This window comes from Aeromonas sp. CU5 (genome assembly GCF_002586745.1).
Taxonomy (GTDB): Bacteria; Pseudomonadota; Gammaproteobacteria; order Enterobacterales; family Aeromonadaceae; genus Aeromonas; species Aeromonas sobria.
In genome coordinates this window covers 4,257,501-4,279,372 of the sequence record NZ_CP023817.1, presented here as the reverse complement: position 1 = coordinate 4,279,372, position 21,872 = coordinate 4,257,501, and the positions used below count along the sequence as shown (strand labels likewise).

Sequence of the window (21,872 nt, the reverse complement as noted above, 5' to 3'; positions counted from 1 at the left end):
CACAATAAAAAAGCCCGAGTCGATGACTCGGGCTTTTTGCTGAATGCCGCTTCGATTATGAGAAGCAGGCCTGCAGCACGTAGAAGATAGCAATGGCCAGAATGGCACCGGCAGGCAGGGTGATGATCCAGGAGACAACGATATTGCGCAGCACCCCCAGATTCAACGCCGCAATCCCGCGCGCCAGACCGACACCCATCACAGCACCGACCAGGGTCTGGGTGGTGGAGATGGGCAGACCGGTACCAGAAGCAATCACCACAGTCGCGGCGGTCGCCAGCTGGGCGGCAAAGCCACGGCTCGGGGTCAGGTGGGTGATGCCGGTACCGACCGTCGCCATCACCTTCTCGCCCATGGTCGCCAGACCGATCACGATACCGATACCGCCAAGCGGCAGGATCCACCAGGCGATAGACGCCTGACTGGAAATTTCACCGCCGGAGGCCACGATAGAAGCCACTGCAGAGAGCGGGCCAATGGCGTTGGCCACATCGTTGGAGCCGTGGGCAAACGCCATGGCACAAGCGGTGATCACCATCAGGATACCGAATACCTTCTCCACGTTGGCGAAGTGCATCTTGCTGTCATCCTGCGGGTTGTACTTCTGACCGCGGATATAGAAGAAACCGGCAATCGCCAACGCAATAGAGATAGCCACAGAGAGCAGAATGCCCTCGCCATCACTCAAGTGCAGACCAACGTGGGTCAGCCCTTTCTTGATGGTCACCAGACAGATCACCAGCGCCGTCAGGAACATGTAAAACGGCACATAGCGCTTGGCGTTAGCCAGCGGATCATCGGTGTTGAAGATAAGCTTCTGCACGCTGATAAACATGAAGTAGGCGATCACACCGGAGATAGCCGGAGTGATGATCCAGGAGCCGACGATGCCGCCAAACTTGCTCCACTGCACCGCTTCCGGACCAATGCTCACCACCGCAAAACCGACGATGGCACCGATGATGGAGTGAGTGGTAGAGACCGGCCAGCCGAAGTAGGAGGCCAGGATCAACCAGGCGCCGGCAGCCAGCAGCGAGGCGATCATGCCGAGTACCAGCAGGTCCGGTGTATCGGCAAATGCATTGGTATCAATGATGCCATTACGGATGGTTGCGGTCACTTCACCGCCCGCCAGATAAGCACCGGCAAACTCGAAGATCATGGCAATGATGATGGCCTGACGGATAGTCAGGGATTTGGTGCCGACCGATGTGCCCATGGCATTGGCAACGTCGTTTGCACCAATGCCCCAGGCCATCAAAAAGCCGAACAAGGCCGCCACGAGCACCAGAGTGGTGCCGTAATTCGCGATAATGTCCATTAATAGTGTTTACCCAGTCAGTCGATTACGAACGAGCCAGCATCAGTTCCAGACGGGCGCCTACACGCTCGGCCTGATCTGCCAGGTCACCTACCCATTCGAGGATCTTGTAGAGGAACATCACATCAATCGGATTGTAATTGTGCTCAACCGCTTGCAGCTGTTGGCGCAGTCCGATCTGCATGGTGTCTGTATCGTCCTCGATCAGATCCAGTTGGTGGATCATCTCGGCAACCATTTCCACTTCCCGTCCCTTGAAGCCGGTCTCGAGCAGCTCGTCGAGCTCCCCGATCGCTTTCTCGGCCTGAGCGGTCGCATCAATACAACGTTTGAGATAGGCCATGAAATCAACCCGCATTTCAGCAGGGAACTCCATGCGACGACCAAGCATGCGGCCGGAGATATCCTTGGCACGGTTGGCAATCTTGTCTTGCTGGGTCAACAGCTCCAGCAGGTCGGTACGCGCGACCGGCAGGAACAGGCCGCGAGGCAGTTTCAGACGGATTTCACGCTTGAGGATATCCGCCTCTTTTTCCAACTGGGCAATCTGCTGCCGGATCTTCTCGGCATCATCCCAACGGTCTTCCGCAACGGCGTCAAAGAAAGGGACCAACTGCTGGGAGCACTGGTGAACCTTGACGATATGCTTCTGCAACGGCTTGATGGGGGACTTGGCAAAAAGCCCCAAAATAGTATTTACTGGCATGGTCAAACCTGTGTCGGTGAAAAAACACTCGATACGATTTTATGAGGCGCGCATGGTAACCGAACTGCGCACTCAATTAAACCGCGAATTAATCTAGTCGCCTCGCGGCATTATATCCTCGCGACCCGAATCCCGCCCCTCAAAGTTACCTGCCAGCCCGGAATGACTATGCAAATCGAGATCGAGATTAAGTTTTTTGTCGCCTGCGACATTCAAGCAGGGTTATCCAACCTGCTGAATTCTCTTGAAATTAAGGAATCCTCCCAACAACAGCTCGGCAACGTCTATTTCGATACGCCAACCCTCGCCTTGCGCCAGCTGGATATGGGGTTGCGGATCCGCCGCTGCGATAGCTTTGCCGAACAGACCATCAAGTGTCGCGGTCAGATAGTGGGTGGCCTGCACGCCAGACCCGAATACAACGCCCCCGTCAGCGGCGATCTGCCGACCCTCTCGGCCTTTCCCGATGAGATCTGGCCGACCCTGCCCGAGCGCGACAGCATCCAGCAACAGCTGGTCGCCCAGTTTCGCACCGACTTCCTGCGCAGCCACTGGCTGATCGCCTTCGAGGGGGCCGAGATAGAGCTGGCCTGGGATCAGGGAGAGATAGTCGGTAGCCAGGGCAGCACCACCATCAACGAGCTGGAACTGGAGCTCAAATCCGGCGACACCGCAGCACTGTTTGCGCTGGCGCAGCATCTTGCCAAGCTGGGCGGGCTGCGTCTCGGCGCCCAATCCAAGGCCCAGCGCGGCTATCGACTGGCAGGCCTTGGCAAACCGCTGGCCCTGCAGGTGCTGGTCGAGCATGAAGATATAGATGGCATAACGGGGGTAAGCGAAGGGCTGCGCCACTGGCAACATCACGAGCAGCTCTGGCTGGAGCATCCACAGAATGAAGGCGTTCAACAGCAGGCGTTCGATGCCTTGTGTCAAGGAGTTGATCTGGTCGCCCGCAGTGCGGCCAAACTGCCACAACCAGCGCCCTGGCTGCCAGCACTGACCAGCCTGCACGCACATCTGCAAACCAGGCCGAACGAGCATGACGAGTGGCCTGCCGAACTGGCCGATCTCTTCCTCTATCCGGCGTATGTCGAGTTGCAGCTGGCCATCGCCGCCTGGCTGCATAGCGCCGCCTAACCGGCACGAGCGACCTTAGTGAGACAACGCCAGAAACAAAACGGGTGAGCCTTGGCTCACCCGTTTTGCATTACAGCAGGTTGAGCTGCTGCATGGCACTGCGAATGCGCTCGCGGGTCGCGTCCGACAGCGGCATCACCGGCAGGCGGCACTCCTCGCTGCAAAAACCGAGCAGGGAAGCGGCATATTTGGCACCGGCTGGGCTCGGCTCGGCAAACATCGCCTGATGGAGCGGAATGAGCTGGTCTTGCAGTTCACGTGCTTCTTGCCACTTGCCAGCCAGCGTGAGGTTCTGCACCTCAGCCACCAGCTTGGGGGCCACGTTGGCGGTCACCGAGATACAACCCTGACCGCCACCGATGTTGTAGGCGACGGCAGTGGCATCTTCCCCGGAGAGCCAGGCGAAGGGCTTGTTGATCAGCTGGCGCTCGGTCCAGGGACGGGCCAGATCGCCGGTAGCATCCTTGACCCCGGCAATGCGCGGCAGTTCGGCCAAACGGGCCAGGGTCGCGGGTTGCACGTCGACGATGGCGCGCGGCGGAATGTTGTAGACGATGATCGGCTTGGCGGTGGCGTCGTGGACGGCCTTGAAGTGGTGGTAGAGCCCCTCCTGATTGGGGCGGTTGTAGTATCCAGCCACATGCAGGGTGGCATCGGCGCCGACCCGTTCGGCATGGAGGGTGTACTCGATGGCTTCGACCGGGTTGTTGGAACCGGCCCCGGCAATGACCGGAACGCGCCCTGCCACCTGTTTGACCACCAGTTCGACCACTTTACAGTGTTCGTCATGGGTCAGGGTCGGGCTCTCCCCCGTGGTACCCACCGGCACTATGCCGTGGGTACCCTGCTCGATATGCCACTCCACCAGACGCAACAGCGCCTCTTCATCCAGCTTGCCCTGTCGAAACGGGGTGATCAACGCAACAATAGAACCTTGAAACATGGAATTTCCTTCTCCTGAATGACCCGAATATGGCAATAAAAAACCCCGGTACGATGTGCGCAACCGGGGTTTGAAGCTTCTCAGAAATGAGAGGTTACGCGCGAACGTCGGCAGGCCCGAATGGCAGGCTTTTTTTGTGCTTTCGTTTCAACCCGTTGAACCGCATTTCGTCATCTCTGGTCAAAAAATGGTGTCTGGGCATATTTCGGGAACACAGCATAAATGTCAAGGCGAAAGGGGCTATGTATAATGGCCGCCCAAAATTGAGTGGAGAGACCCGATGAGCAGCCCTATCAGTGCCGTCAGCCAGATGCTGGAACGAAACCAAGCCCTCTTTGTCGGCAAGCGGCTACTTGTCTGCGGCGCGCTGGAGGATGACTACCCGCGCCAGCTGGCCACTCTAGCCGAGACCCTGACCGTCTTTACCACGGATTACTGCTATTACCGCAGCCAGCAGGCCGCCCTGGGTGACGCCATCCTGTTCGACCACCAGCTCGGTGGCGCCCCCCGCTTCGATGCGCTGCTGCTGCTGATGCCCAAGGCCAAGGCCGAGGCGCAATATCTGCTGGCCATGATGACCCCCTTGCTGGAAGCGGGTGCCGACCTGTTGCTGGCCGGTGACAACCGTGGCGGCATCAATGGCGCCGACAAGCTGCTGGCACCTTATGGCGAGAAGCCGATCAAACGTGACTCGGCCCGCCGCTGCTCCCTCTATCACGGCGAGCTCTGCAAGCCGGTTGCCCCGTTCGAGCTGGATAGCTGGTTTGGCCGCTACCAGTGCAAGGCCGGTGATACCGAGCTGACCGTGCTGGCACTGCCCGGCGTCTTCAGCGCAGCCGAACTGGATCTCGGCACCCAGATGCTGCTGGCAGCTGTGCCGCCGATGAAGGGCGATCTGCTCGATTTCGGCTGTGGCGCCGGGGTGATTGGGTCTGTGCTGGCCAAGCGCAATCCGGAGCTGCTGGTCAACATGGTGGATATCAGCGCGCTGGCGCTGGAGTCGAGCCGCCGCACCCTGGCGATCAACGGTCTGCAGGGCAAGGTCACCCCTTCCGATGTCTATTCGGATGTCTCCACCCGTTTCCAGCACATCGTCTCCAACCCGCCATTCCATGCGGGCCTCAAGACCTTCTATGCAGCGACCGAAACCTTCCTCGCCAAGGCGCCGGAATTTTTGCTGCCAAATGGCTCGCTGACCATTGTTGCCAACGCCTTCTTGCGCTACCTGCCTATACTGGAAACACATTTCAAACGGACGGAAGTGATCAGCAGCGATACCAAGTTCAAGGTCTATATGAGCAAAGTGTAAATAAGTGCAAGCAGTACAAGAAAACCGCTAGAGAGCGCCATCCGGTATCTGGTAAGGTACTAAAAGGACAATAAAACCACCCCTTAAGGGGTGTTTTTATACCGAACATTGAAAACCTTTTCATAGTGTTCATGCAGGGAGATTAATACGATGGCAGGTATCTTGACCATGATCCTGGCTGGCGGCGAAGGTACTCGTCTGCAGCCTCTCACCACCACCCGCAGCAAGCCTTCCGTCCCCTTCGGCGGCAGTTACCGGCTGATTGATTTCGTCCTCAACAACTTCGTCAACGCAGACTTTCTGCGCATCTATGTCCTGACCCAATTCAAATCCCAGTCCCTCTATCTTCACATGAAGAAGGGCTGGAATATCGTCGGCATCACCGACCGCTTTATCGACCCCATTCCGGCCCAGATGCGGATGGGTAAACGCTGGTATGACGGCACCGCCGATGCCATCTACCAGAACCTCGGCTTTATCGAGAGGGCCGAACCGGATCATGTCTGCATCTTCGGCTCCGACCACATCTACAAGATGGATGTGAGCCAGATGGTCACCTTCCATAAACAAAAGAGCGCCGCCATGACAGTGGCCGCCCTGCGCATGCCCATCGAAGAGGCGAGTTCATTCGGAGTAATCGAGGTGGATACCGAAGGGCGGATGATCGGTTTTCAGGAAAAACCCAAGCAGCCCAAGCATATCCCCGGCGATCCGACCCAGGCGCTGGTCTCCATGGGTAACTACATCTTCGAGACTGACGCCCTTTGCCGGGAATTGAAACGGGATGCTGCCGAAGATAGCTCCAGCCACGACTTTGGCAAGGATGTGATCCCGAGCCTCTACCCGCGCGCGCCCATCTATGTTTACGACTACAGCACCAACGTCATCCCTGGTGAAAAGCCGAGTGTGTACTGGCGGGATGTGGGCACTCTGGACTCCTACTGGCTGGCTCACATGGACTTGGTGGCTGACAACCCCCCCTTCTCCCTCTATAACCGCAAGTGGCCACTGCACACCCACTATCCGGCACTGCCACCAGCGACCTTTATCGACAGCGACGTGTGCAAGGTCAATATTGCCAACTCCCTGATCTCCGCCGGTTGCTTCATTCAGGGCAGCCAAATCCAGCGATCCATTCTCGGTTTTCGCTGCAATATCGGCGCGTGCAGCCACATCAGTGAATCCGTGCTGCTGGGGGATGTGAAGATTGGTGAAGGGTGCTCCATCCGGCGGACGATCATCGACAAAAACGTTGAAATTGCGCCCGGCACCGTTATCGGTGAAAATCTCGACCATGATAGAGAGCGATTTACCGTATCAGAAGGCGGTATCGTGGTGGTACCTAAGGGAGCAAGAGTTGGCTATTAACCCACTGAAAATCCTGTTTGTTGCCTCGGAAGTTGAGGGGCTGGTCAAGACCGGGGGCCTGGCAGATGTTGCCAAAGCCTTGCCTATGTACCTGGTCCAGAAGGGGCATGATGTCAGGATCATGCTGCCCTTCTACAAGACGATTAAGCGACGGGATGAGGCCAAACTGGTAGCGTCACGCTGGTTACCCACCCATCCGGGCCTGCCGGATATCGGCTATCGCATCTACCAGATGGAGCTGGATGGCGTCTGCGTCTATCTACTCGACTGCCCGCAATATTTCGATCGTCCCCAGCTCTATGCCGAGAACAATCAAGCCTATCCGGATAACGGCGAACGTTTTGCCTTCTTCTCGGCGGCGGCCCTCCATGCCTGCGAGCAGCTCGGCTTCGCCCCGGATATCGCCCACTGCAACGACTGGCACACCGGGCTGCTACCCTTGCTGCTGAAAACCCGCCATGCCAACAACCCTTTCTTCCAGCAAACTCGCAGCGTGATCAGCATTCACAACGCGGCGTTTCAAGGGGTGTTCGGCCGCGAACAGTTCTGGGCCATGCCCGAAATTGCCGATTACGAACGCCGCATCAACTATGACTACGGCCACGTCAACCTGCTCAAATGCGGGGTGCTCTACGCCGACAAGATCAATGCGGTCAGCCCCAACTATGCCCAAGAGCTGCTGACTCACCTTGGCGCCCACGGTATGGCGAGCATTTTTCAGCAACGTAGGGATGACCTGTGCGGCATCCTCAACGGCTGCGACTACAAAGATTGGGATCCGGAGTTTGACGCGTTCCTGCCCGCCACTTACAGCATCGACAACATGGCAGGCAAACAGATCTGCAAACAGCATCTGCAACAGGAAGCGGGCTTGCCCGTTGCTGACCTGCCTATCTACGGCATGGTGTGCCGCCTGACCGAGCAGAAGGGTGTCCCCCTGCTGCTGCCTGCGCTGGAGAAATTTCTCCACCATCAGGTGCAAGTGGTGATCGTAGGCTCTGGCGATCCTGCGCTCGCCACACAACTGCAAACCATGGCCCAGCAGTACCCAGGCAAGCTCGCCTTCATCAATACCTATGATGATCGTCTGGCCCATCTGGTGGAAGCCGGTGCCGACTTCTTCCTGATGCCCTCGCTGTTCGAGCCTTGCGGCCTCAACCAGATGTACAGCCTGGCCTATGGCACACTGCCACTGGTGCGTGCCGTGGGTGGTCTGAAAGATACCGTGGTGGATTGGGATGCGGACCCGGAACATGCCACCGGCTTTTGCTTCAATGATCCGACCGCCGCTATCCTGCTCGATACCATGCGCCGCAGTCTGCTCTATTTCCTGCAAGACAAGACACAATTTGCCAAGGTGCTGCACAACGCCATGAACACCCGCTTCAACTGGCCTGACTCCATCACCCAGTACGAGCAGATGTATCATGGCGCAATGGGACACAACTAATCTGCGAGTCACCAACCCAGGCTAATTGCTGAAGTTTTGTACCCTTGGCTCCACTTTGAGCGTCAACAGCGAAAAAAGTACCTTTTGCTTGTTGACGCTCCCCCAAAACTCTATAGAATCCCCCTCCGCAGTGATGCGAAGGTGGCGGAATTGGTAGACGCGCTAGCTTCAGGTGTTAGTGTCCCACGGATGTGAGGGTTCGAGTCCCTCTCTTCGCACCAATACTGCCATGCTGATTCAGCAGCATGTAAATCCAACTAGAAAACCCGAATGTGCGAAGGTGGCGGAATTGGTAGACGCGCTAGCTTCAGGTGTTAGTGCCCCCCGGGTGTGAGGGTTCGAGTCCCTCTCTTCGCACCATGCTTCTCCAGATAGCATGTAAATCTAAACTGGTAACACAATGTGCGAAGGTGGCGGAATTGGTAGACGCGCTAGCTTCAGGTGTTAGTGTCCCACGGATGTGAGGGTTCGAGTCCCTCTCTTCGCACCATGCTTCTCCAGACAGCATGTAAATCTAAACTGGTAACACAATGTGCGAAGGTGGCGGAATTGGTAGACGCGCTAGCTTCAGGTGTTAGTGCCCCCCGGGTGTGAGGGTTCGAGTCCCTCTCTTCGCACCATGATTCTGACATGTAAAAACAGAGCAATGCGTTCCAACCGCATTTAAAAATCAGATGGAGAAAATCAGTGTGCGAAGGTGGCGGAATTGGTAGACGCGCTAGCTTCAGGTGTTAGTGTCCCACGGATGTGAGGGTTCGAGTCCCTCTCTTCGCACCATTCATTTTTGCAAAAGGCCCTTCACGAAAGTGACGGGCCTTTTGTTTTTACTCCTTGTTATGACTATGCTTTTGACAACTCCCACCGATCGTCATACCAAGGAATGCATATGATACTGGATACCGATATTCACAACTTTTACGAACATCTGGTACTCAAGGAAATTGAAAAACAAAACCTGCAACAGACCCTCACCAGCGATCAGATGGCCGACCTCTGCTGCCTGACCCTCAATCAACTCCCCTCCCACTATATTCGCCACAATGTCGACATGATCTACTTCCTGACCGATGCCAAACGCACCGAAATGGAGAGACTGGTTCTCGACGCACTCACGCTGGCACTGCAGAAAATCATGCAGGCTCCCGTCAAGACCTCATAACCTGGGCTGCTGCCAGAGCAGAGTGACGATACCGGTCAACCCGGCCACTGGCAGCAAGATCAAGGCAGGCTGCAATCCGCGGCTCCAGCATCACCCATGCCGCCAGCAGACAAGCGGCACTCCAGGAGTCGAGCTCTTTATCCTGACCCCATGCAAGTACGCCCCACCAGCAACATCATCCCCCGCAATAGCCAGCGCATTGTTTTCTCCCCCACCAACCATTGATAAAAATCATCATCTATTCGGGACCCAAGTCGCGTGGTAAGCCAGTGTCGTATGTGGCCACCCCTGTCAACAGGGCGCTCAAAAACGGGTTATGAGATCAACTAATTTGTGATTTTTTCAATCAAATGTGTATTTTTACCAATTTGATGGGGCTTTAACCCACCAGGTTTGTGGTAGATTGCGGCCTCTTTTTGGGTTGGCCCCTCGGGATACATGTATCCACAGGACGAGAGGGACCGACCTTGGCGAGCAAGAGTTTAGGAAGTATCTATGCAAAACCAACAAAACCACATCCGACTACCGGGCATGGCACAGGTGTCTGCCTGTCTGGCCATTTTCCTGGCCCTGGCATTCTCATTCACCAGCGTGCTCGATCTGCCGATCCAGCTGGCGCTGTTCATCGCCTGGTTTGTCATCATGGGGCTCGGCATCAAACTCGGCCACGATTACAAATCCCTGGAGCAGGCTGCCGTTGACGGCGTCGCCAAGGGGATGGGGGCCATCCTGATCCTGGTCTCTGTCGGTGCCCTGGTCGGCACCTGGATTGCTGGCGGCATCGTGCCCAGCATCATCTACTTCGGCCTCAAGGTGATCCACCCGTCCATCTTCCTGCTGGCGACCCTGATCATCTGCTCCCTGACCTCGCTGGCCACCGGCACCTCCTGGGGCTCTGCCGCCACCGCCGGTATCGCCATGATGGGGATCGGCCACAGCCTCGGCGTGCCTGCGCCGCTGGTAGCAGGTGCCGTGCTCTCCGGCGTCTACTTCGGTGACAAGCTCTCTCCGCTCTCCGACTCCGTGGTGCTGGCCTCGACCATGTCCAACGTCGACGTGGTGGAGCACATCAAGGGGATGCTGCCCATCAGCCTGCTCTCCTATATCATCACCGCCGTGCTGTTCACCGTGGTGGGCATGCAGTATTCGGGCAATGTCAGCCTGGAGCAGGTCAATCTGGTGATGGAGGCCCTCGACAACCAGTTCAACATCACCCCGCTGGCCATAGTGCCGGTGGTACTGGTACTGGGCCTGTTGGCCAATCGCAAACCCGCCTTCCCGGTGATCAGCTTCGGCGCCCTGCTGGGCCTGATCTGGGCCATCGCCTTCCAGGGCATGGATCCGGTCAAGGCAATGCACTCGGCTTATAGCCCGTTTGCCATCACCTCCGGCATCGACTTTATCGACAACATTCTCGGTCGCGGCGGCATGGAGTCCATGCTGGGCTCGGTCGCGGTCATCATCTTCGGGCTGGGTTTCGGCGGCCTGCTGGAGAAGGTCGGTATTCTGGAAGTGATCGCCAGTGCCTTCGAGAAGCGCATCAACAGCGTTGGCAGCCTGACCAGCCACACCATAGGCACCGCGTTTCTGGCCAACGTGTTTGGCTCGGCCATGTATGTGTCGCTGATCCTGACCCCCAAGATCATGGCCAAGAACTACGATCGACTGGGACTGGCGCGCAAGAACCTCTCTCGCAACGCCGAGTTCGGTGGCACCCTCACCTGTGGCATGGTGCCCTGGAGCGACAACGGCATCTTCATGGCCGGGGTGCTGGGGGTGGCGACCCTCGACTACCTGCCCTACATGTGGCTCAGCTTCACCTGCATCATAGTGACCGTGTCCCTCGCCTATATGGGCAAAGGGGTAAACCGGATCCCGCTGGTCGCGGCCGCAAGCTCCCGCTAAGTCATCCTGCAAACAACAAAGGCGCCATCAAGGCGCCTTTGTTGTTTCAGGGGTATGCTGTTTGACCGTCATCGCCGAGCCCACAAACAAAAACAGCCCTCGTCGCCGAGAGCCGTTTCATCAGACTGATAACGCCGATCAGATGGAGAAGCTGGAGCCACAGCCACAGGTCGTGGTGGCGTTGGGGTTGGTCACGGTGAAGCGTGAACCTTCCAGACCCTCGATGTAATCCACACTACCGCCTACCAGATATTGCAGGCTCATGGGATCGATCACCATGGTGACGCCGTTCTTCTCGACCACGGTATCCCCGTCGTTGATCTTCTCATCAAAGGTAAAGCCATACTGGAAACCGGAGCAGCCCCCACCCGTGATGTACACCCGCAGCTTCAGCTCGGGATTCTCTTCTTCGGTGACCAGGGTCTTCACCTTGTTGGCCGCCGCATCCGTCATCTGGATGGGCAACGGGGCTTCTGCTACTGCACTCATTACTGACCTCACAACCATTAGATCCACAAACATGGAAACCGCGAAATTATCTAATACCCGACCATTCAGTTCAAGTATTCACCACGTTTAACCGGCAGCGGGAACCGGAGCAGGCGGTGCGGCGACCAGCGGCTTGATCACCTCCCCCCACTCAACCAGCAGCTCTTGTGCTGGTTGCCTGCCGTCCTTGTTGATGGTGACACGGATCCGATCCGGCACAAAGCCTTCCGGCAACTGCCAATTCCCTTCCAGCAGCTGGAAATAACGCAGGGCATAGCGCCACTCGCTCACTTTCATCCCGAGATCCCGTCCCGTCAGCGTCTTCGGCTTATCGGCCAGACTCCCCTCGACCCGGATCTGCACCTGACCACGAAACAGCTCCCGCTTCTTGGCGGGCTGGGTCAGGGCGAGACGGTAGTGGTAACGCCCGGGAATGCTGGTCTCCTGCAGAGTCAGGTTGTCGATCACCACCCCCACCTGTTCACCGGTGGGGCGCATGATCCGCTCGAAAAAGGCCAGCTGGCGCTTGAGCTCCTGTACCTGCGCCTCCTGACTCTTCAAGGTGGTCTGCAACTGCTCGAAAGCCGCTTTCTGGGTCGCCAGCCGGGTATCCTTCACCCCCAGCTCGGTCTTGAGCTGGCCGATGGCCTTGCCCTGACGATCCAGCGTCTCCTGCTGCACCACCAACAGACTGCTCTGGGCCAGCTCCTGCCGGTTACCGGCAAAGTAACCGATGAGCCCGCCAACGGCTAACACGACCAATAACTTCAATAGATTGGACATAGCCCCTCATCCCGTTATCACGCCATTTACGGCAGCGCCTCTCCCTTCACTATACCGCCCGGACCGGGGTCAAACGCGATAAAGGGAAAAATTAACTGGCCGTGGCGCTGCCATCACCCCGCTTTTGACGCGCGGCAAGCCGTAAAGTTCGCTCCAGGATCTGGGAATAGATGGGTCGGCCACCCAGCCACTGGGCAACCAGGGTCGCCCCGACCGTGGTGATCATCATCGGCAGGATCAGCTGATAGTTGTCGGTCATCTCGGTGACCAGCACGATACCGGTGATGGGGGCACGCACAGTGGCAGCAAACAGCGCCCCCATCCCTGCGATGGCAAAGGCGCCGGGCTCGATGCCCAGCTCGGGAAACGCCGCATGAAACAGATGGCCGAACACCACGCCAAACAGGGTGCCCAGCGCCAGGGTCGGAGCAAACACCCCGCCCGGGGCGCCGGAGCAGAAGCAGATGAGGGTTGCGACCAGCCGCACCGAGAAGATGAGGAACAGGGTTGCCATCGCATACTCATCCCCCATCAGATGAGGGATCAGCTCGGTGCCGCCGCCCGTCACCGAGGGGGCAAACAGCGACAGCACGCCGAAAGTACCGGCAACCAGCATACCGATGGCGACGAAACGGTGGCGCTTGTTCTGGTGCAGCGCCAGATAGCCATCCTGACAGGCCAGCACCAGCTTGTTGAAGACAAAGCCCAATACGCCGAAGGTGGCCCCCATAAAGAGGAACAGCCAGAGCGCCTTGAGGGCTGGCGCATCGTAGTGCGGCAGAGTGATCACCGCCCCCTGCCCTTTCATGTTCTGCAACATCAAGGTCGCCATGATGGCGGAGATCCCCACCGCCTTGATAGCCAGGAAGGAGTAGCGAAACTGCGGCCGCATCTCCTCCATCACAAACAGAATGCCCGCCAGCGGCGCATTGAAGGCTGCCGCCAGACCGCCCGCCGCACCGGCGGCCAGCAGGGCGTGGCCATGCTCCTTGGGCAGCCGGAAGATATCCGCCACCATCTTGCCTAGGTTGCCGCCGATCTGTACCGAAGGCCCCTCCCGCCCCAGCACCATACCGGAACTCAGGGTGCAGATGCCGCCGAAGAACTTGACCGGCAACACTCGCCACCACCGTACCGGGCGCAGATCGTCCATCGCACCCTCGATCTCGGGAATGCCAGAGCCCCCCGCTTCCGGGGCAAAGGTATGAGTGAGGAAGTAACCGACAAATCCCAGCAAGGCGCTGAAGCCAAAGCCAAGCAGACCGAGCTGCCACCAGGGACGGTCGGCCAGCAAGGCGATACGTTGTTCTGCCAGCCAGTGGACACCAGATTCGAACAGACCGCACACCAGTCCGGCCAGGGTGCCGACCAGCGCCGCCAGCAGTAGAACCAGCAAGGGCATCTTGTCTTGCCGGATAATGCGGGAAAGTGGCCCCCGCGAAGAGCTATCGGGTTCAGAGGAGAGAGCTTGTTGCGCCATCTTGTTACACCAACTTGGAAAAACCACATCGTCAGCTAGCTGAGATCAGGATCACCCGGCGCGTGCTCGGCTGCCCAGGGCTGGGGCTTTCTGCTATAGTCGGCCCGTTAAATTTTTGTCACGGGAGCAGACCGAGAGTCCGGGTGGCGAGAGCGCAAAGCATACTCCTGATGCCCCGGCCTGCCGAGTCTCAATCGGCTGCAATCCCTTGTGTGACGCCCAAAATCCCATTAAGGATGATCCATGTCAAAATCAGATCAGCTGTTTGAACAGGCCCGCCAGACCATTCCGGGTGGCGTCAACTCACCGGTCCGCGCCTTCAATGGAGTCGGCGGCACGCCCCGCTTCATCGATCACGCCGATGGCGCCTATCTCTATGATGTGGATGGTCAGGCCTACGTGGATTACATCGGCTCCTGGGGCCCCATGCTGCTGGGTCACAACCACCCGGCCATCAAGGCCGCCGTCATCAAGGCCGTTGAGAAGGGGCTGAGCTACGGTGCGCCGACCGAGATCGAAGTGCTGATGGCCGAGAAAGTCCGCCAGATCGTCCCCTCCATGGAGCAGGTGCGGATGGTCAACTCCGGCACCGAAGCGACCATGAGCGCCATCCGTCTGGCCCGCGGCTATACCGGTCGCGACAAGATCGTCAAATTCGAGGGCTGCTACCACGGCCACGCCGACTCCCTGCTGGTCAAAGCAGGTTCCGGCGCCCTGACCCTGGGCCAACCCAACAGCCCGGGCGTACCGGCCGATTTCGCCAAACACACCCTGACCTGCGTGTTCAACGATCTGGAGTCGGTACGCGAAGCCTTCACCCAGTACGGCAACGAGATCGCCTGTATCATCGTCGAGCCAGTCGCTGGCAACATGAACTGCATCCCGCCGGTGCCCGGCTTCCTGGAAGGTCTGCGCGCCATCTGTGACGAGTTCGGCGCTCTGCTGATCCTGGACGAGGTGATGACCGGTTTCCGCGTCTCCCTGCGCGGCGCTCAGGGCCACTACAACATCGACCCGGATCTCACCACCCTTGGCAAGATCATCGGTGCCGGCATGCCGGTGGGCGCCTTCGGCGGCAAGAAGAAGGTGATGCAATACATTGCCCCGACCGGCCCGGTCTATCAGGCAGGCACCCTCTCCGGCAACCCGGTGGCCATGGCAGCCGGTTTGACCATGCTGGATCTGCTACTGGAGCCGGGCCTCTATGAGCAGCTGAGCGCCAAGACCGCTCGTGTCGCCGAGGGGCTGAAAGCGGCCGCAGCCAAACACGGCATCCCGCTCGCCATCAACTATGTGGGTGGCATGTTCGGCTTCTTCTTCACTGACGAGCCCGAAATCACCCGCTACGAGCAGGTCACTCGCTGCGATATGGAACGCTTCAAGCGCTTCTACCATCTCATGCTGGAAGAGGGCGTCTATCTGGCGCCAAGCGCCTACGAGGCGGGCTTCCTGTCACTGGCTCACGGCGATAAAGAGATTGAGCACACTCTGGCCGCCGCCGAGCGCAGCTTCTCCAAGCTGGCTGGCTAAATCGCCGCCGGTTGTCGCAAAAGGGCCCGTCACGGGCCCTTTTCTATTGCAGTGCATCCATCACCACACAGGGCATCACGCCCATTTCTGGTGCATTTCCCCCTCGTCATCCGTCGTTTTGTCATCCTCTGGTGCAACTTGCCCCGCCATCCCTGTCATAAAGCAGGCCCACTATTTGCACATCCGCTACAGGAGCCCACGTCACCGAGGTCCATATGGCAGAGATGAGCCCCATCGATGTGCTGCGGCGCTATCAGGAGTATCAGGAGGAGCTGACCCCGCTACTACAGGGGCTGCTCAGCGCTCCCCTAGCCTCGCTCAAGAGGTATCCCTTTGTTGTCAGCATTGACCGCTATCAGGGGCCGCTGTGTATCCAGCCTGCGGTACCGGCGGCCCATAACCGGCTGCACCTTATCGTGCAGGGGCAAGGGCGTGAGATCACCGTCTGTCTGAATCAGCTGATTGGCTGGTTGATGGGGGACAGGGAGCGCCGCCGCGCCATGCCCTGGTTCAAGGCGGTCTATGTGGTGCTCAGCATGGCACTGTTTCTCATCGTCGCCACCCTGATCTGGCACGGGCTGGAGCAGCTCTATCAGTTGTTGTGCGGTGAGCAGCAGAACCAGCTCGGCGCCTTTAGCGCCATTATCTTCCTGACGCTGGCACTGGCGGTGTTCGATCTGGGCAAGACCATTCTGGAAGAGGAGGTACTGCTGCATAAGGATATCTTCCGCCACAGCGCCATTCGCCGCACCATCACCCGCTTTATCGCCGCCATTCTGATCGCGGTCTCCATCGAGGGGCTGTTGCTGCTGTTCAAAGGCTCGCTCGGCCAGAGCGAGCTGCTCTGGCCTGCGGTCGGGGTGATGGGGTGTGCGGTGGGTTTGCTGCTGGCGCTTGGCCTCTATGTCTTTCTGGGGGCCAAGGCCGAGGCGGCACTGGTACAGGCTAGCCTGCGCTCTCCACCGCCAGTTGCACAGGGGAGCGACGCGCTGCCCGCCAGGAAGCGTACATGGTCCAGGAGGTATAGATGACGATAAAGGCAACCAGCCACTTCAGCATCTCCATATCCATGGATTTGACCAGCATGGCGGCCAGCACCACACCGATGGGACCGAAGATGGCTACCGCCAGCACGGCCTTGGCATCGAACGCCCCTTTGCGGATAAAAGTGCCTGCGGAGAAGACGCTGAGCACGGCGGTGGAGCCCATCATGATGGGAAACGCCGCCAGCGGATTCATCCCCAGCAGATAGACCAGTGTCATGCAAGGGGCAAACAGGCCGATACCGACATTCATCAGCACCCCGAAGATGAAATTGCCGAGCAGGGCGATCGCCAACTTGTAACCGCTGAGCCCCATCGCATCCCCGCCTACAGGGAAAAGCCCCAGCAGACCGGCAAAGATAAGCCCTGCGACGACCAGCAAGGAGATTGCCATCACCAGCCGGATGGTTTGCCGATCAAACGAGGCCACATGACGAGCGCCCCAGGCAGCGCCCGCTGCGGCGGCTATCATCATGCTGATCAGCGTCAGCGGATCCACCGCCACTGCGCCGACGAAGATCAGCGACTGAGTCACGGTCGGCAACACACACTGGCCATTGAGGGTACCCGGCAGCACCCGATCATCGATCAGCTTGAACTGCTTGTAGCAGGCGGTCTTTACCGCAAAGCTGCCCACCCCCAGGGTATCGAGGAAGTTGGCAACCCCGCCGATCAACGCCACCGGCCAGAAAGGCGTGGCCTCGAGCGTGCCGTTACACTTCTTCTGCCAGCAGGCCTGCACCAGCATAAAGACAAATGCCAGGCCGCCGGCTATAAAAATAATCCGCAAAATATCAACTAACATATGGGTTTCTCCTGCACCGGGCGGCGATTCTAAGGCAGGGCACAGAAAAAGTCTTGGCTGTAATTAAGCAGGCTTCACGACCCGTCAGAAGGTGTTGAAATCTTTCCAGATAGAAGTCGAACGACTCTGCTAATACTTGTTACTGAGGCCAACAGGCCGAGTCCTGAGCACGTTGTTATGGTCTTTTCGCGACGACCACCTGTGCCAAAGGACATAATAAAAAAGAGGGCCGGTAGCGATACCGACCCTCTTTCTGTATCTGGTTTGGGGCGCGTAGACCCCTTGCCATGGCAAGCGCTTATTGAATGCTCTTGCCAGCACGCACGTCCTTGATAAACCCCTTCAGGCTGGCCAGATCACGGGGCGCACCGCGCAGGATCTGATCCCCGATGATGAAGGCCGGGGTACCGGAAATACCGAGCGCTTCAGCCAACGCACGGTTGGTGCCAAGGTTCTGGTCAATGCTGCCATCCTTGATCTTGGCTTCCACCTTGCTCCAGTCAACACCGGCCGCCAGCGCCAGCTGCTTGACCTGCGCTTCATCAGAGAGCGGGCCCTGATGGGTATAGAGCTTTTCGTGGAACGCCTGGTACTTGTCAGGCTGACCCAGCTGAACTGCCAGCGCAGCGCGGGCGGCGAAGTAGGAGGACTCGCTCAGAATGGGGAACTGCTTGTAGATGTAACGGATGTCTTTATCTTCCGCCATCAGCTGCTTGACCAGCGGATGAGCTCGCTTGCAGTAACCGCAGTTGTAATCAAAAAACTCCACCACCGTAAGCGACGCCTTCGGATTCCCCATCTCGGGATCACTGTTGGCATAAAGCTGCTTGGAGTGAGCCTTGAGCAGCGCCTTATCGCTTTCGGCCTGCTGGCTCTCCTGCTTGGCACGCAGGGCATTGGACATCTCGACCAGGATCTCAGGATTCTTGACCAGATAGTTACGCACGATTTGCTCGACATCGCTTTTGGTCAGCTCGCTTGCATGTACCGGCGCAGCCAGCAGGGTCACACCTGCCAGCGCGCAAAACAGGGCATTTTTAATAGTCATAACGTTATCTTGCAGAGGATATGATAGAGGCCACTATAGTGGTTGAGTCTGTTTTCAAGTCAAGTTATCTGGCCTAAAAAGCGCTGGCGGTACCCGCTTTGCCACTTTTTTATGTCATTTCGCGCAATTTACCAGCAATCAAACCAAGTGGGGATTTACAAGCCGGATCAGCATGGTAATATTCGCCGCACTGCTGCGGAGGGGTGGCAGAGCGGCTGAATGCACCGGTCTTGAAAACCGGCGATGGGTGACCATCCGTGGGTTCAAATCCCACCTCCTCCGCCATCTATATAGCCCAACTGATTAATTCGGTTGGGCTTTTTTGTATCTGCTATTTTTGGCTGAATCACTCATCCTCCACCTCATTGGTCAGCGCCAGGCAAGGTGCGCCACTGAATTCGATCGTACCCATCACTTATCTGAATTCAGTAGTGATCCGAAGCTGTGTCTTGGGCTGCCCCCCCCATTTCTTATTTAATGACCTCCCTGAGCATGTATCTTGTGGTAATCCCCATTGTCGGGCTGATGCTGCTAGCCCCTTGAGGCTGGATCGCAACAGCTGCAAAGAGTGTCAGCTCACCAGCACCACTCTTATAACCTGACGGCCTAAGACACAATGCTGGGAAGCCCTCATTGAAGGTGCGCACCTCAGCCAGGCTCTAACCATTACGGGGTCAGCAAAAACACGACCTTCCACTGATATCGCCACTTTCTGAGCGAGATTGAAGCACATCAAGCCACATGGACAAAAGGCATCATTGAGGTGGCTGGAACCCTCCCCCTTATCGAATCGCTCAAGGAGCTACATGGATTATCCAGCTAGGCACGCCGACGTGGCGGTAAAGGACAAATATCCAAGATGGGATACGGGTTCTCTGAGCATGGTGCAGTCCATTGGTTGACCATGCAGTAATTAGATCAAACCCCGGGATCGGCGCCGGGAGGGGTGTCATCAGCCTGAGGTCTTCCCAACGGGAAGGTCTCTTGGTTTGTGCAGCCGACCCAAGCCCCGTTCAAATGGTTGTGAATCGAGCAGATAAGGTCGCGGTATAGATACAAAAAGGAGGGGATTGCAGGCTGTTGGGCACTCTTCCGGCAGGTAAACGCCAAGTATTGACTATTTAACACACTAAAAATGACAAAGCCCGGTCGAGAGACCGGGCTTTGGTGTTCGCGCTGGTGTGCAAACAAGGGGTTCTATGGGCAAAATCTGCCCATAGCAAAAAGGCCTTCCCATTCGGGAAGGCCTTTAAAATTAGTGGCGGAGCGGACGGGACTCGAACCCGCGACCCCCGGCGTGACAGGCCGGTATTCTAACCAACTGAACTACCGCTCCGCTATTTGGTTAGCTTTTCGCTAAATCTTTTGCCGCTTATCAGAGGTGTCATCCTCTCGGCCAATGATGTGATTCTTCACATCACTGTTTAATTGGGTGCCTGGCAGTGTCCTACTCTCGCATGGCGAATGCCACACTACCATCGGCGCTACCGCGTTTCACTTCTGAGTTCGGCATGGGATCAGGTGGTTCCACGGCGCTATGGCCGCCAGGCAAATTAATTCAATCTGAGAAAGCTGACGTGAGTAATGATGTCGCTCGTGGCTTCATCACTATCACTGAATTTTTAAGTAGTTCATGCACTTGCTACAAGGCCAGAAACACTTCTTGGGTGTTGTATGGTTAAGCCTCACGGGTAATTAGTATGGGTTAGCTCAACACGTCGCCGCGCTTACACACCCCACCTATCAACGTTGTGGTCTCCAACGGCCCTTTAGGACCCTCAAGGGGTCAGGGATGACTCATCTCAGGGCTCGCTTCCCGCTTAGATGCTTTCAGCGGTTATCGATTCCGAACTTAGCTACCGGGCAGTGCCACTGGCGTGACAACCCGAACACCAGAGGTTCGTTCACTCCGGTCCTCTCGTACTAGGAGCAACTCCCTTCAATCATCCAACGCCCACGGCAGATAGGGACCGAACTGTCTCACGACGTTCTGAACCCAGCTCGCGTACCACTTTAAATGGCGAACAGCCATACCCTTGGGACCGACTTCAGCCCCAGGATGTGATGAGCCGACATCGAGGTGCCAAACACCGCCGTCGATATGAACTCTTGGGCGGTATCAGCCTGTTATCCCCGGAGTACCTTTTATCCGTTGAGCGATGGCCCTTCCATTCAGAACCACCGGATCACTATGACCTACTTTCGTACCTGCTCGACCTGTCCGTCTCGCAGTTAAGCTGGCTTATGCCATTGCACTAACCTCCTGATGTCCGACCAGGATTAGCCAACCTTCGTGCTCCTCCGTTACTCTTTGGGAGGAGACCGCCCCAGTCAAACTACCCACCAGGCACTGTCCGCGAGCCCGATTCAGGGCCCTGCGTTAGAACATCAAACATACAAGGGTGGTATTTCAAGGACGGCTCCACGACAACTAGCGTTATCGCTTCAAAGCCTCCCACCTATCCTACACATGTAGGTTCAATGTTCAGTGCCAAGCTGTAGTAAAGGTTCACGGGGTCTTTCCGTCTAGCCGCGGGTACACCGCATCTTCACGGCGAATTCGATTTCACTGAGTCTCGGGTGGAGACAGCATGGCCATGGTTACACCATTCGTGCAGGTCGGAACTTACCCGACAAGGAATTTCGCTACCTTAGGACCGTTATAGTTACGGCCGCCGTTTACCGGGGCTTCGATCAAGAGCTTCGCTTGCGCTAACCCCATCAATTAACCTTCCGGCACCGGGCAGGTGTCACACCCTATACGTCCACTTTCGTGTTTGCAGAGTGCTGTGTTTTTGATAAACAGTCCCAGCCATCTGGTCACTGCGACTCCCAACTGCTCCATCCGCAAGGGACTTCACTGTCAAGAGCGAACCTTCTCCCGAAGTTACGGTTCTATTTTGCCTAGTTCCTTCACCCGAGTTCTCTCAAGCGCCTTGGTATTCTCTACCCGACCACCTGTGTCGGTTTGGGGTACGATGACTTGTAATCTGAAGCTTAGAGGCTTTTCCTGGAAGCATGGCATCAATGGCTTCCGCACCGTAGTGCGTTCGTCTCGTGTCTCAGCGTTGTATCTCCGGATTTGCCTAGAAATACCGCCTACGCACTTTCACCAGGACAACCGTCGCCTGGCCCACCTAGCCTTCTCCGTCCCCCCATCGCAATTACAAGTCGTGCAGGAATATTAACCTGCTTCCCATCGATTACGCCTTTCGGCCTCACCTTAGGGGTCGACTCACCCTGCCCCGATTAACGTTGGACAGGAACCCTTGGTCTTCCGGCGAGGAGGTTTTTCACCCCCTTTATCGTTACTTACGTCAGCATTCGCACTTCTGATATCTCCAGCATACCTCTCGATACACCTTCGCAGACTTACAGAACGCTCCCCTACCACTC

Annotated in this window: 16 protein-coding genes, 7 tRNA genes, 2 rRNA genes and 1 pseudogene (1 of these 26 only partly in view); 14 read left to right on the top strand and 12 right to left on the bottom strand. The window is 57.3% G+C overall.

Going from position 1 to position 21,872, the window contains the following annotated elements; all coding sequences use genetic code 11:
• Nucleotides 1-55 precede the first annotated feature (55 nt).
• Nucleotides 56-1,321: an inorganic phosphate transporter gene (locus CK911_RS19400; protein WP_042024113.1), complete on the bottom strand. Its 1,266-nt coding sequence runs from the start codon at nucleotides 1,319-1,321 to the stop codon at nucleotides 56-58.
• Nucleotides 1,322-1,346: 25 nt separating this feature from the next.
• Nucleotides 1,347-2,027 (bottom strand): TIGR00153 family protein, encoded by a 681-nt coding sequence (locus tag CK911_RS19395; RefSeq protein ID WP_042024112.1) that lies wholly within the window; start codon nucleotides 2,025-2,027, stop codon nucleotides 1,347-1,349.
• 168 nt (nucleotides 2,028-2,195) lie between these two features.
• On the opposite strand from CK911_RS19395, the gene CK911_RS19390 reads away from it, so the two are divergent.
• Nucleotides 2,196-3,164: an inorganic triphosphatase gene (locus CK911_RS19390; RefSeq protein ID WP_098972011.1), complete on the top strand. Its 969-nt coding sequence runs from the start codon at nucleotides 2,196-2,198 to the stop codon at nucleotides 3,162-3,164.
• Between the two features lie 70 nt (nucleotides 3,165-3,234).
• Here CK911_RS19390 and dapA read toward each other — a convergent pair whose 3' ends face one another.
• On the bottom strand, nucleotides 3,235-4,107 hold the full coding sequence (gene dapA, locus CK911_RS19385; RefSeq protein ID WP_068977299.1) for a 4-hydroxy-tetrahydrodipicolinate synthase: 873 nt from the start codon (nucleotides 4,105-4,107) through the stop codon (nucleotides 3,235-3,237).
• A gap of 280 nt (nucleotides 4,108-4,387) precedes the next feature.
• Here dapA and rsmC point away from each other — a divergent pair, with 280 nt between their 5' ends.
• The 9 genes from rsmC (at nucleotide 4,388) to CK911_RS19340 (ending at nucleotide 9,393) form a co-directional block, all read left to right on the top strand.
• A complete protein-coding gene (gene rsmC, locus CK911_RS19380) occupies nucleotides 4,388-5,416 on the top strand; it encodes a 16S rRNA (guanine(1207)-N(2))-methyltransferase RsmC (protein WP_098972009.1) in 1,029 nt (342 codons plus the stop codon).
• Nucleotides 5,417-5,566: 150 nt separating this feature from the next.
• Nucleotides 5,567-6,784 carry a glucose-1-phosphate adenylyltransferase gene (gene glgC, locus CK911_RS19375; protein WP_098972007.1) on the top strand — a complete coding sequence of 406 codons (1,218 nt, stop codon included), beginning with the start codon at nucleotides 5,567-5,569 and terminating at the stop codon, nucleotides 6,782-6,784.
• Nucleotides 6,774-8,234: a glycogen synthase GlgA gene (gene glgA / locus CK911_RS19370; RefSeq protein WP_098972004.1), complete on the top strand. Its 1,461-nt coding sequence runs from the start codon at nucleotides 6,774-6,776 to the stop codon at nucleotides 8,232-8,234. Before glgC ends, glgA begins: the two co-directional genes overlap by 11 nt.
• A 135-nt stretch (nucleotides 8,235-8,369) precedes the next feature.
• Nucleotides 8,370-8,455, top strand: a tRNA-Leu gene (locus tag CK911_RS19365).
• 53 nt (nucleotides 8,456-8,508) lie between these two features.
• Nucleotides 8,509-8,594: transfer RNA gene (locus CK911_RS19360), tRNA-Leu, on the top strand.
• A gap of 44 nt (nucleotides 8,595-8,638) precedes the next feature.
• Nucleotides 8,639-8,724 (top strand) — tRNA-Leu (locus CK911_RS19355).
• 44 nt (nucleotides 8,725-8,768) lie between these two features.
• Nucleotides 8,769-8,854: transfer RNA gene (locus CK911_RS19350), tRNA-Leu, on the top strand.
• A 71-nt stretch (nucleotides 8,855-8,925) separates the two neighbouring features.
• A tRNA-Leu gene (locus tag CK911_RS19345) sits at nucleotides 8,926-9,011 on the top strand.
• A 109-nt stretch (nucleotides 9,012-9,120) separates the two neighbouring features.
• A complete protein-coding gene (locus CK911_RS19340; RefSeq protein WP_068977297.1) occupies nucleotides 9,121-9,393 on the top strand; it encodes a late competence development ComFB family protein in 273 nt (90 codons plus the stop codon).
• Here CK911_RS19340 and CK911_RS21565 read toward each other — a convergent pair.
• Nucleotides 9,388-9,593: pseudogene (locus CK911_RS21565) on the bottom strand (hypothetical protein). The gene CK911_RS19340 and the pseudogene CK911_RS21565 overlap by 6 nt on opposite strands.
• A gap of 295 nt (nucleotides 9,594-9,888) precedes the next feature.
• Here CK911_RS21565 and nhaC point away from each other — a divergent pair.
• Entirely contained in the window at nucleotides 9,889-11,298 is a 1,410-nt protein-coding gene (gene nhaC, locus CK911_RS19330; RefSeq protein ID WP_098972001.1) for a Na+/H+ antiporter NhaC, read from the top strand.
• A gap of 138 nt (nucleotides 11,299-11,436) precedes the next feature.
• On the opposite strand, the gene erpA is transcribed toward nhaC, so the two are convergent.
• From erpA to clcA, 3 genes are all read right to left on the bottom strand, one after another.
• On the bottom strand, nucleotides 11,437-11,787 hold the full coding sequence (gene erpA / locus CK911_RS19325) for an iron-sulfur cluster insertion protein ErpA (protein ID WP_042020983.1): 351 nt from the start codon (nucleotides 11,785-11,787) through the stop codon (nucleotides 11,437-11,439).
• 87 nt (nucleotides 11,788-11,874) lie between these two features.
• Nucleotides 11,875-12,570 carry a DUF6776 family protein gene (locus tag CK911_RS19320; protein ID WP_098971999.1) on the bottom strand — a complete coding sequence of 232 codons (696 nt, stop codon included), beginning with the start codon at nucleotides 12,568-12,570 and terminating at the stop codon, nucleotides 11,875-11,877.
• Nucleotides 12,571-12,661: 91 nt separating this feature from the next.
• Nucleotides 12,662-14,050 carry a H(+)/Cl(-) exchange transporter ClcA gene (clcA, locus tag CK911_RS19315; protein WP_098971996.1) on the bottom strand — a complete coding sequence of 463 codons (1,389 nt, stop codon included), beginning with the start codon at nucleotides 14,048-14,050 and terminating at the stop codon, nucleotides 12,662-12,664.
• Nucleotides 14,051-14,293: 243 nt separating this feature from the next.
• Between clcA and hemL the strand changes: the two genes are divergently transcribed.
• Both hemL and CK911_RS19305 read left to right on the top strand, forming a co-directional pair.
• The gene (hemL, locus tag CK911_RS19310; RefSeq protein ID WP_098971994.1) at nucleotides 14,294-15,580 is read left to right on the top strand and encodes a glutamate-1-semialdehyde 2,1-aminomutase; all 1,287 of its coding nucleotides are present in this window, start codon (nucleotides 14,294-14,296) and stop codon (nucleotides 15,578-15,580) included.
• A gap of 215 nt (nucleotides 15,581-15,795) precedes the next feature.
• Nucleotides 15,796-16,611, top strand: coding sequence for a hypothetical protein (locus tag CK911_RS19305; protein ID WP_098971992.1), 816 nt, complete (start codon nucleotides 15,796-15,798; stop codon nucleotides 16,609-16,611).
• On the opposite strand, the gene CK911_RS19300 is transcribed toward CK911_RS19305, so the two are convergent.
• Both CK911_RS19300 and CK911_RS19295 read right to left on the bottom strand, forming a co-directional pair.
• The gene (locus CK911_RS19300; RefSeq protein ID WP_098971990.1) at nucleotides 16,526-17,428 is read right to left on the bottom strand and encodes a sulfite exporter TauE/SafE family protein; all 903 of its coding nucleotides are present in this window, start codon (nucleotides 17,426-17,428) and stop codon (nucleotides 16,526-16,528) included. The genes CK911_RS19305 and CK911_RS19300 overlap by 86 nt on opposite strands.
• Before the next feature lie 298 nt (nucleotides 17,429-17,726).
• Nucleotides 17,727-18,476, bottom strand: a complete 750-nt coding sequence (locus CK911_RS19295; protein ID WP_098971988.1) for a DsbA family protein — start codon at nucleotides 18,474-18,476, stop codon at nucleotides 17,727-17,729.
• Nucleotides 18,477-18,673: 197 nt separating this feature from the next.
• Between CK911_RS19295 and CK911_RS19290 the strand changes: the two genes are divergently transcribed.
• Nucleotides 18,674-18,761, top strand: a tRNA-Ser gene (locus CK911_RS19290).
• A gap of 974 nt (nucleotides 18,762-19,735) precedes the next feature.
• Here the strand turns inward: CK911_RS19290 and CK911_RS19285 are convergent.
• The 3 genes from CK911_RS19285 to CK911_RS19275 all read right to left on the bottom strand — a co-directional run.
• A tRNA-Asp gene (locus CK911_RS19285) sits at nucleotides 19,736-19,812 on the bottom strand.
• A gap of 98 nt (nucleotides 19,813-19,910) precedes the next feature.
• A 5S ribosomal RNA gene (rrf, locus tag CK911_RS19280) occupies nucleotides 19,911-20,025 on the bottom strand.
• Between the two features lie 125 nt (nucleotides 20,026-20,150).
• Nucleotides 20,151-21,872 (bottom strand): 23S ribosomal RNA (locus CK911_RS19275); it runs 1,168 nt beyond the window's last position.

Bases quoted from the DNA above. Each gene is read 5' to 3' on its own strand.
- CK911_RS19400 (WP_042024113.1), bottom strand. From the start codon at position 1,321: ATGGACATTATCGCGAATTACGGCACCACTCTGGTGCTCGTGGCGGCC.
- CK911_RS19395 (WP_042024112.1), bottom strand. From the start codon at position 2,027: ATGCCAGTAAATACTATTTTGGGGCTTTTTGCCAAGTCCCCCATCAAG.
- CK911_RS19390 (WP_098972011.1), top strand. From the start codon at position 2,196: ATGCAAATCGAGATCGAGATTAAGTTTTTTGTCGCCTGCGACATTCAA.
- dapA (WP_068977299.1), bottom strand. From the start codon at position 4,107: ATGTTTCAAGGTTCTATTGTTGCGTTGATCACCCCGTTTCGACAGGGC.
- rsmC (WP_098972009.1), top strand. From the start codon at position 4,388: ATGAGCAGCCCTATCAGTGCCGTCAGCCAGATGCTGGAACGAAACCAA.
- glgC (WP_098972007.1), top strand. From the start codon at position 5,567: ATGGCAGGTATCTTGACCATGATCCTGGCTGGCGGCGAAGGTACTCGT.
- CK911_RS19340 (WP_068977297.1), top strand. From the start codon at position 9,121: ATGATACTGGATACCGATATTCACAACTTTTACGAACATCTGGTACTC.
- nhaC (WP_098972001.1), top strand. From the start codon at position 9,889: ATGCAAAACCAACAAAACCACATCCGACTACCGGGCATGGCACAGGTG.
- erpA (WP_042020983.1), bottom strand. From the start codon at position 11,787: ATGAGTGCAGTAGCAGAAGCCCCGTTGCCCATCCAGATGACGGATGCG.
- CK911_RS19320 (WP_098971999.1), bottom strand. From the start codon at position 12,570: ATGTCCAATCTATTGAAGTTATTGGTCGTGTTAGCCGTTGGCGGGCTC.
- clcA (WP_098971996.1), bottom strand. From the start codon at position 14,050: ATGGCGCAACAAGCTCTCTCCTCTGAACCCGATAGCTCTTCGCGGGGG.
- hemL (WP_098971994.1), top strand. From the start codon at position 14,294: ATGTCAAAATCAGATCAGCTGTTTGAACAGGCCCGCCAGACCATTCCG.
- CK911_RS19305 (WP_098971992.1), top strand. From the start codon at position 15,796: ATGGCAGAGATGAGCCCCATCGATGTGCTGCGGCGCTATCAGGAGTAT.
- CK911_RS19300 (WP_098971990.1), bottom strand. From the start codon at position 17,428: ATGTTAGTTGATATTTTGCGGATTATTTTTATAGCCGGCGGCCTGGCA.
- CK911_RS19295 (WP_098971988.1), bottom strand. From the start codon at position 18,476: ATGACTATTAAAAATGCCCTGTTTTGCGCGCTGGCAGGTGTGACCCTG.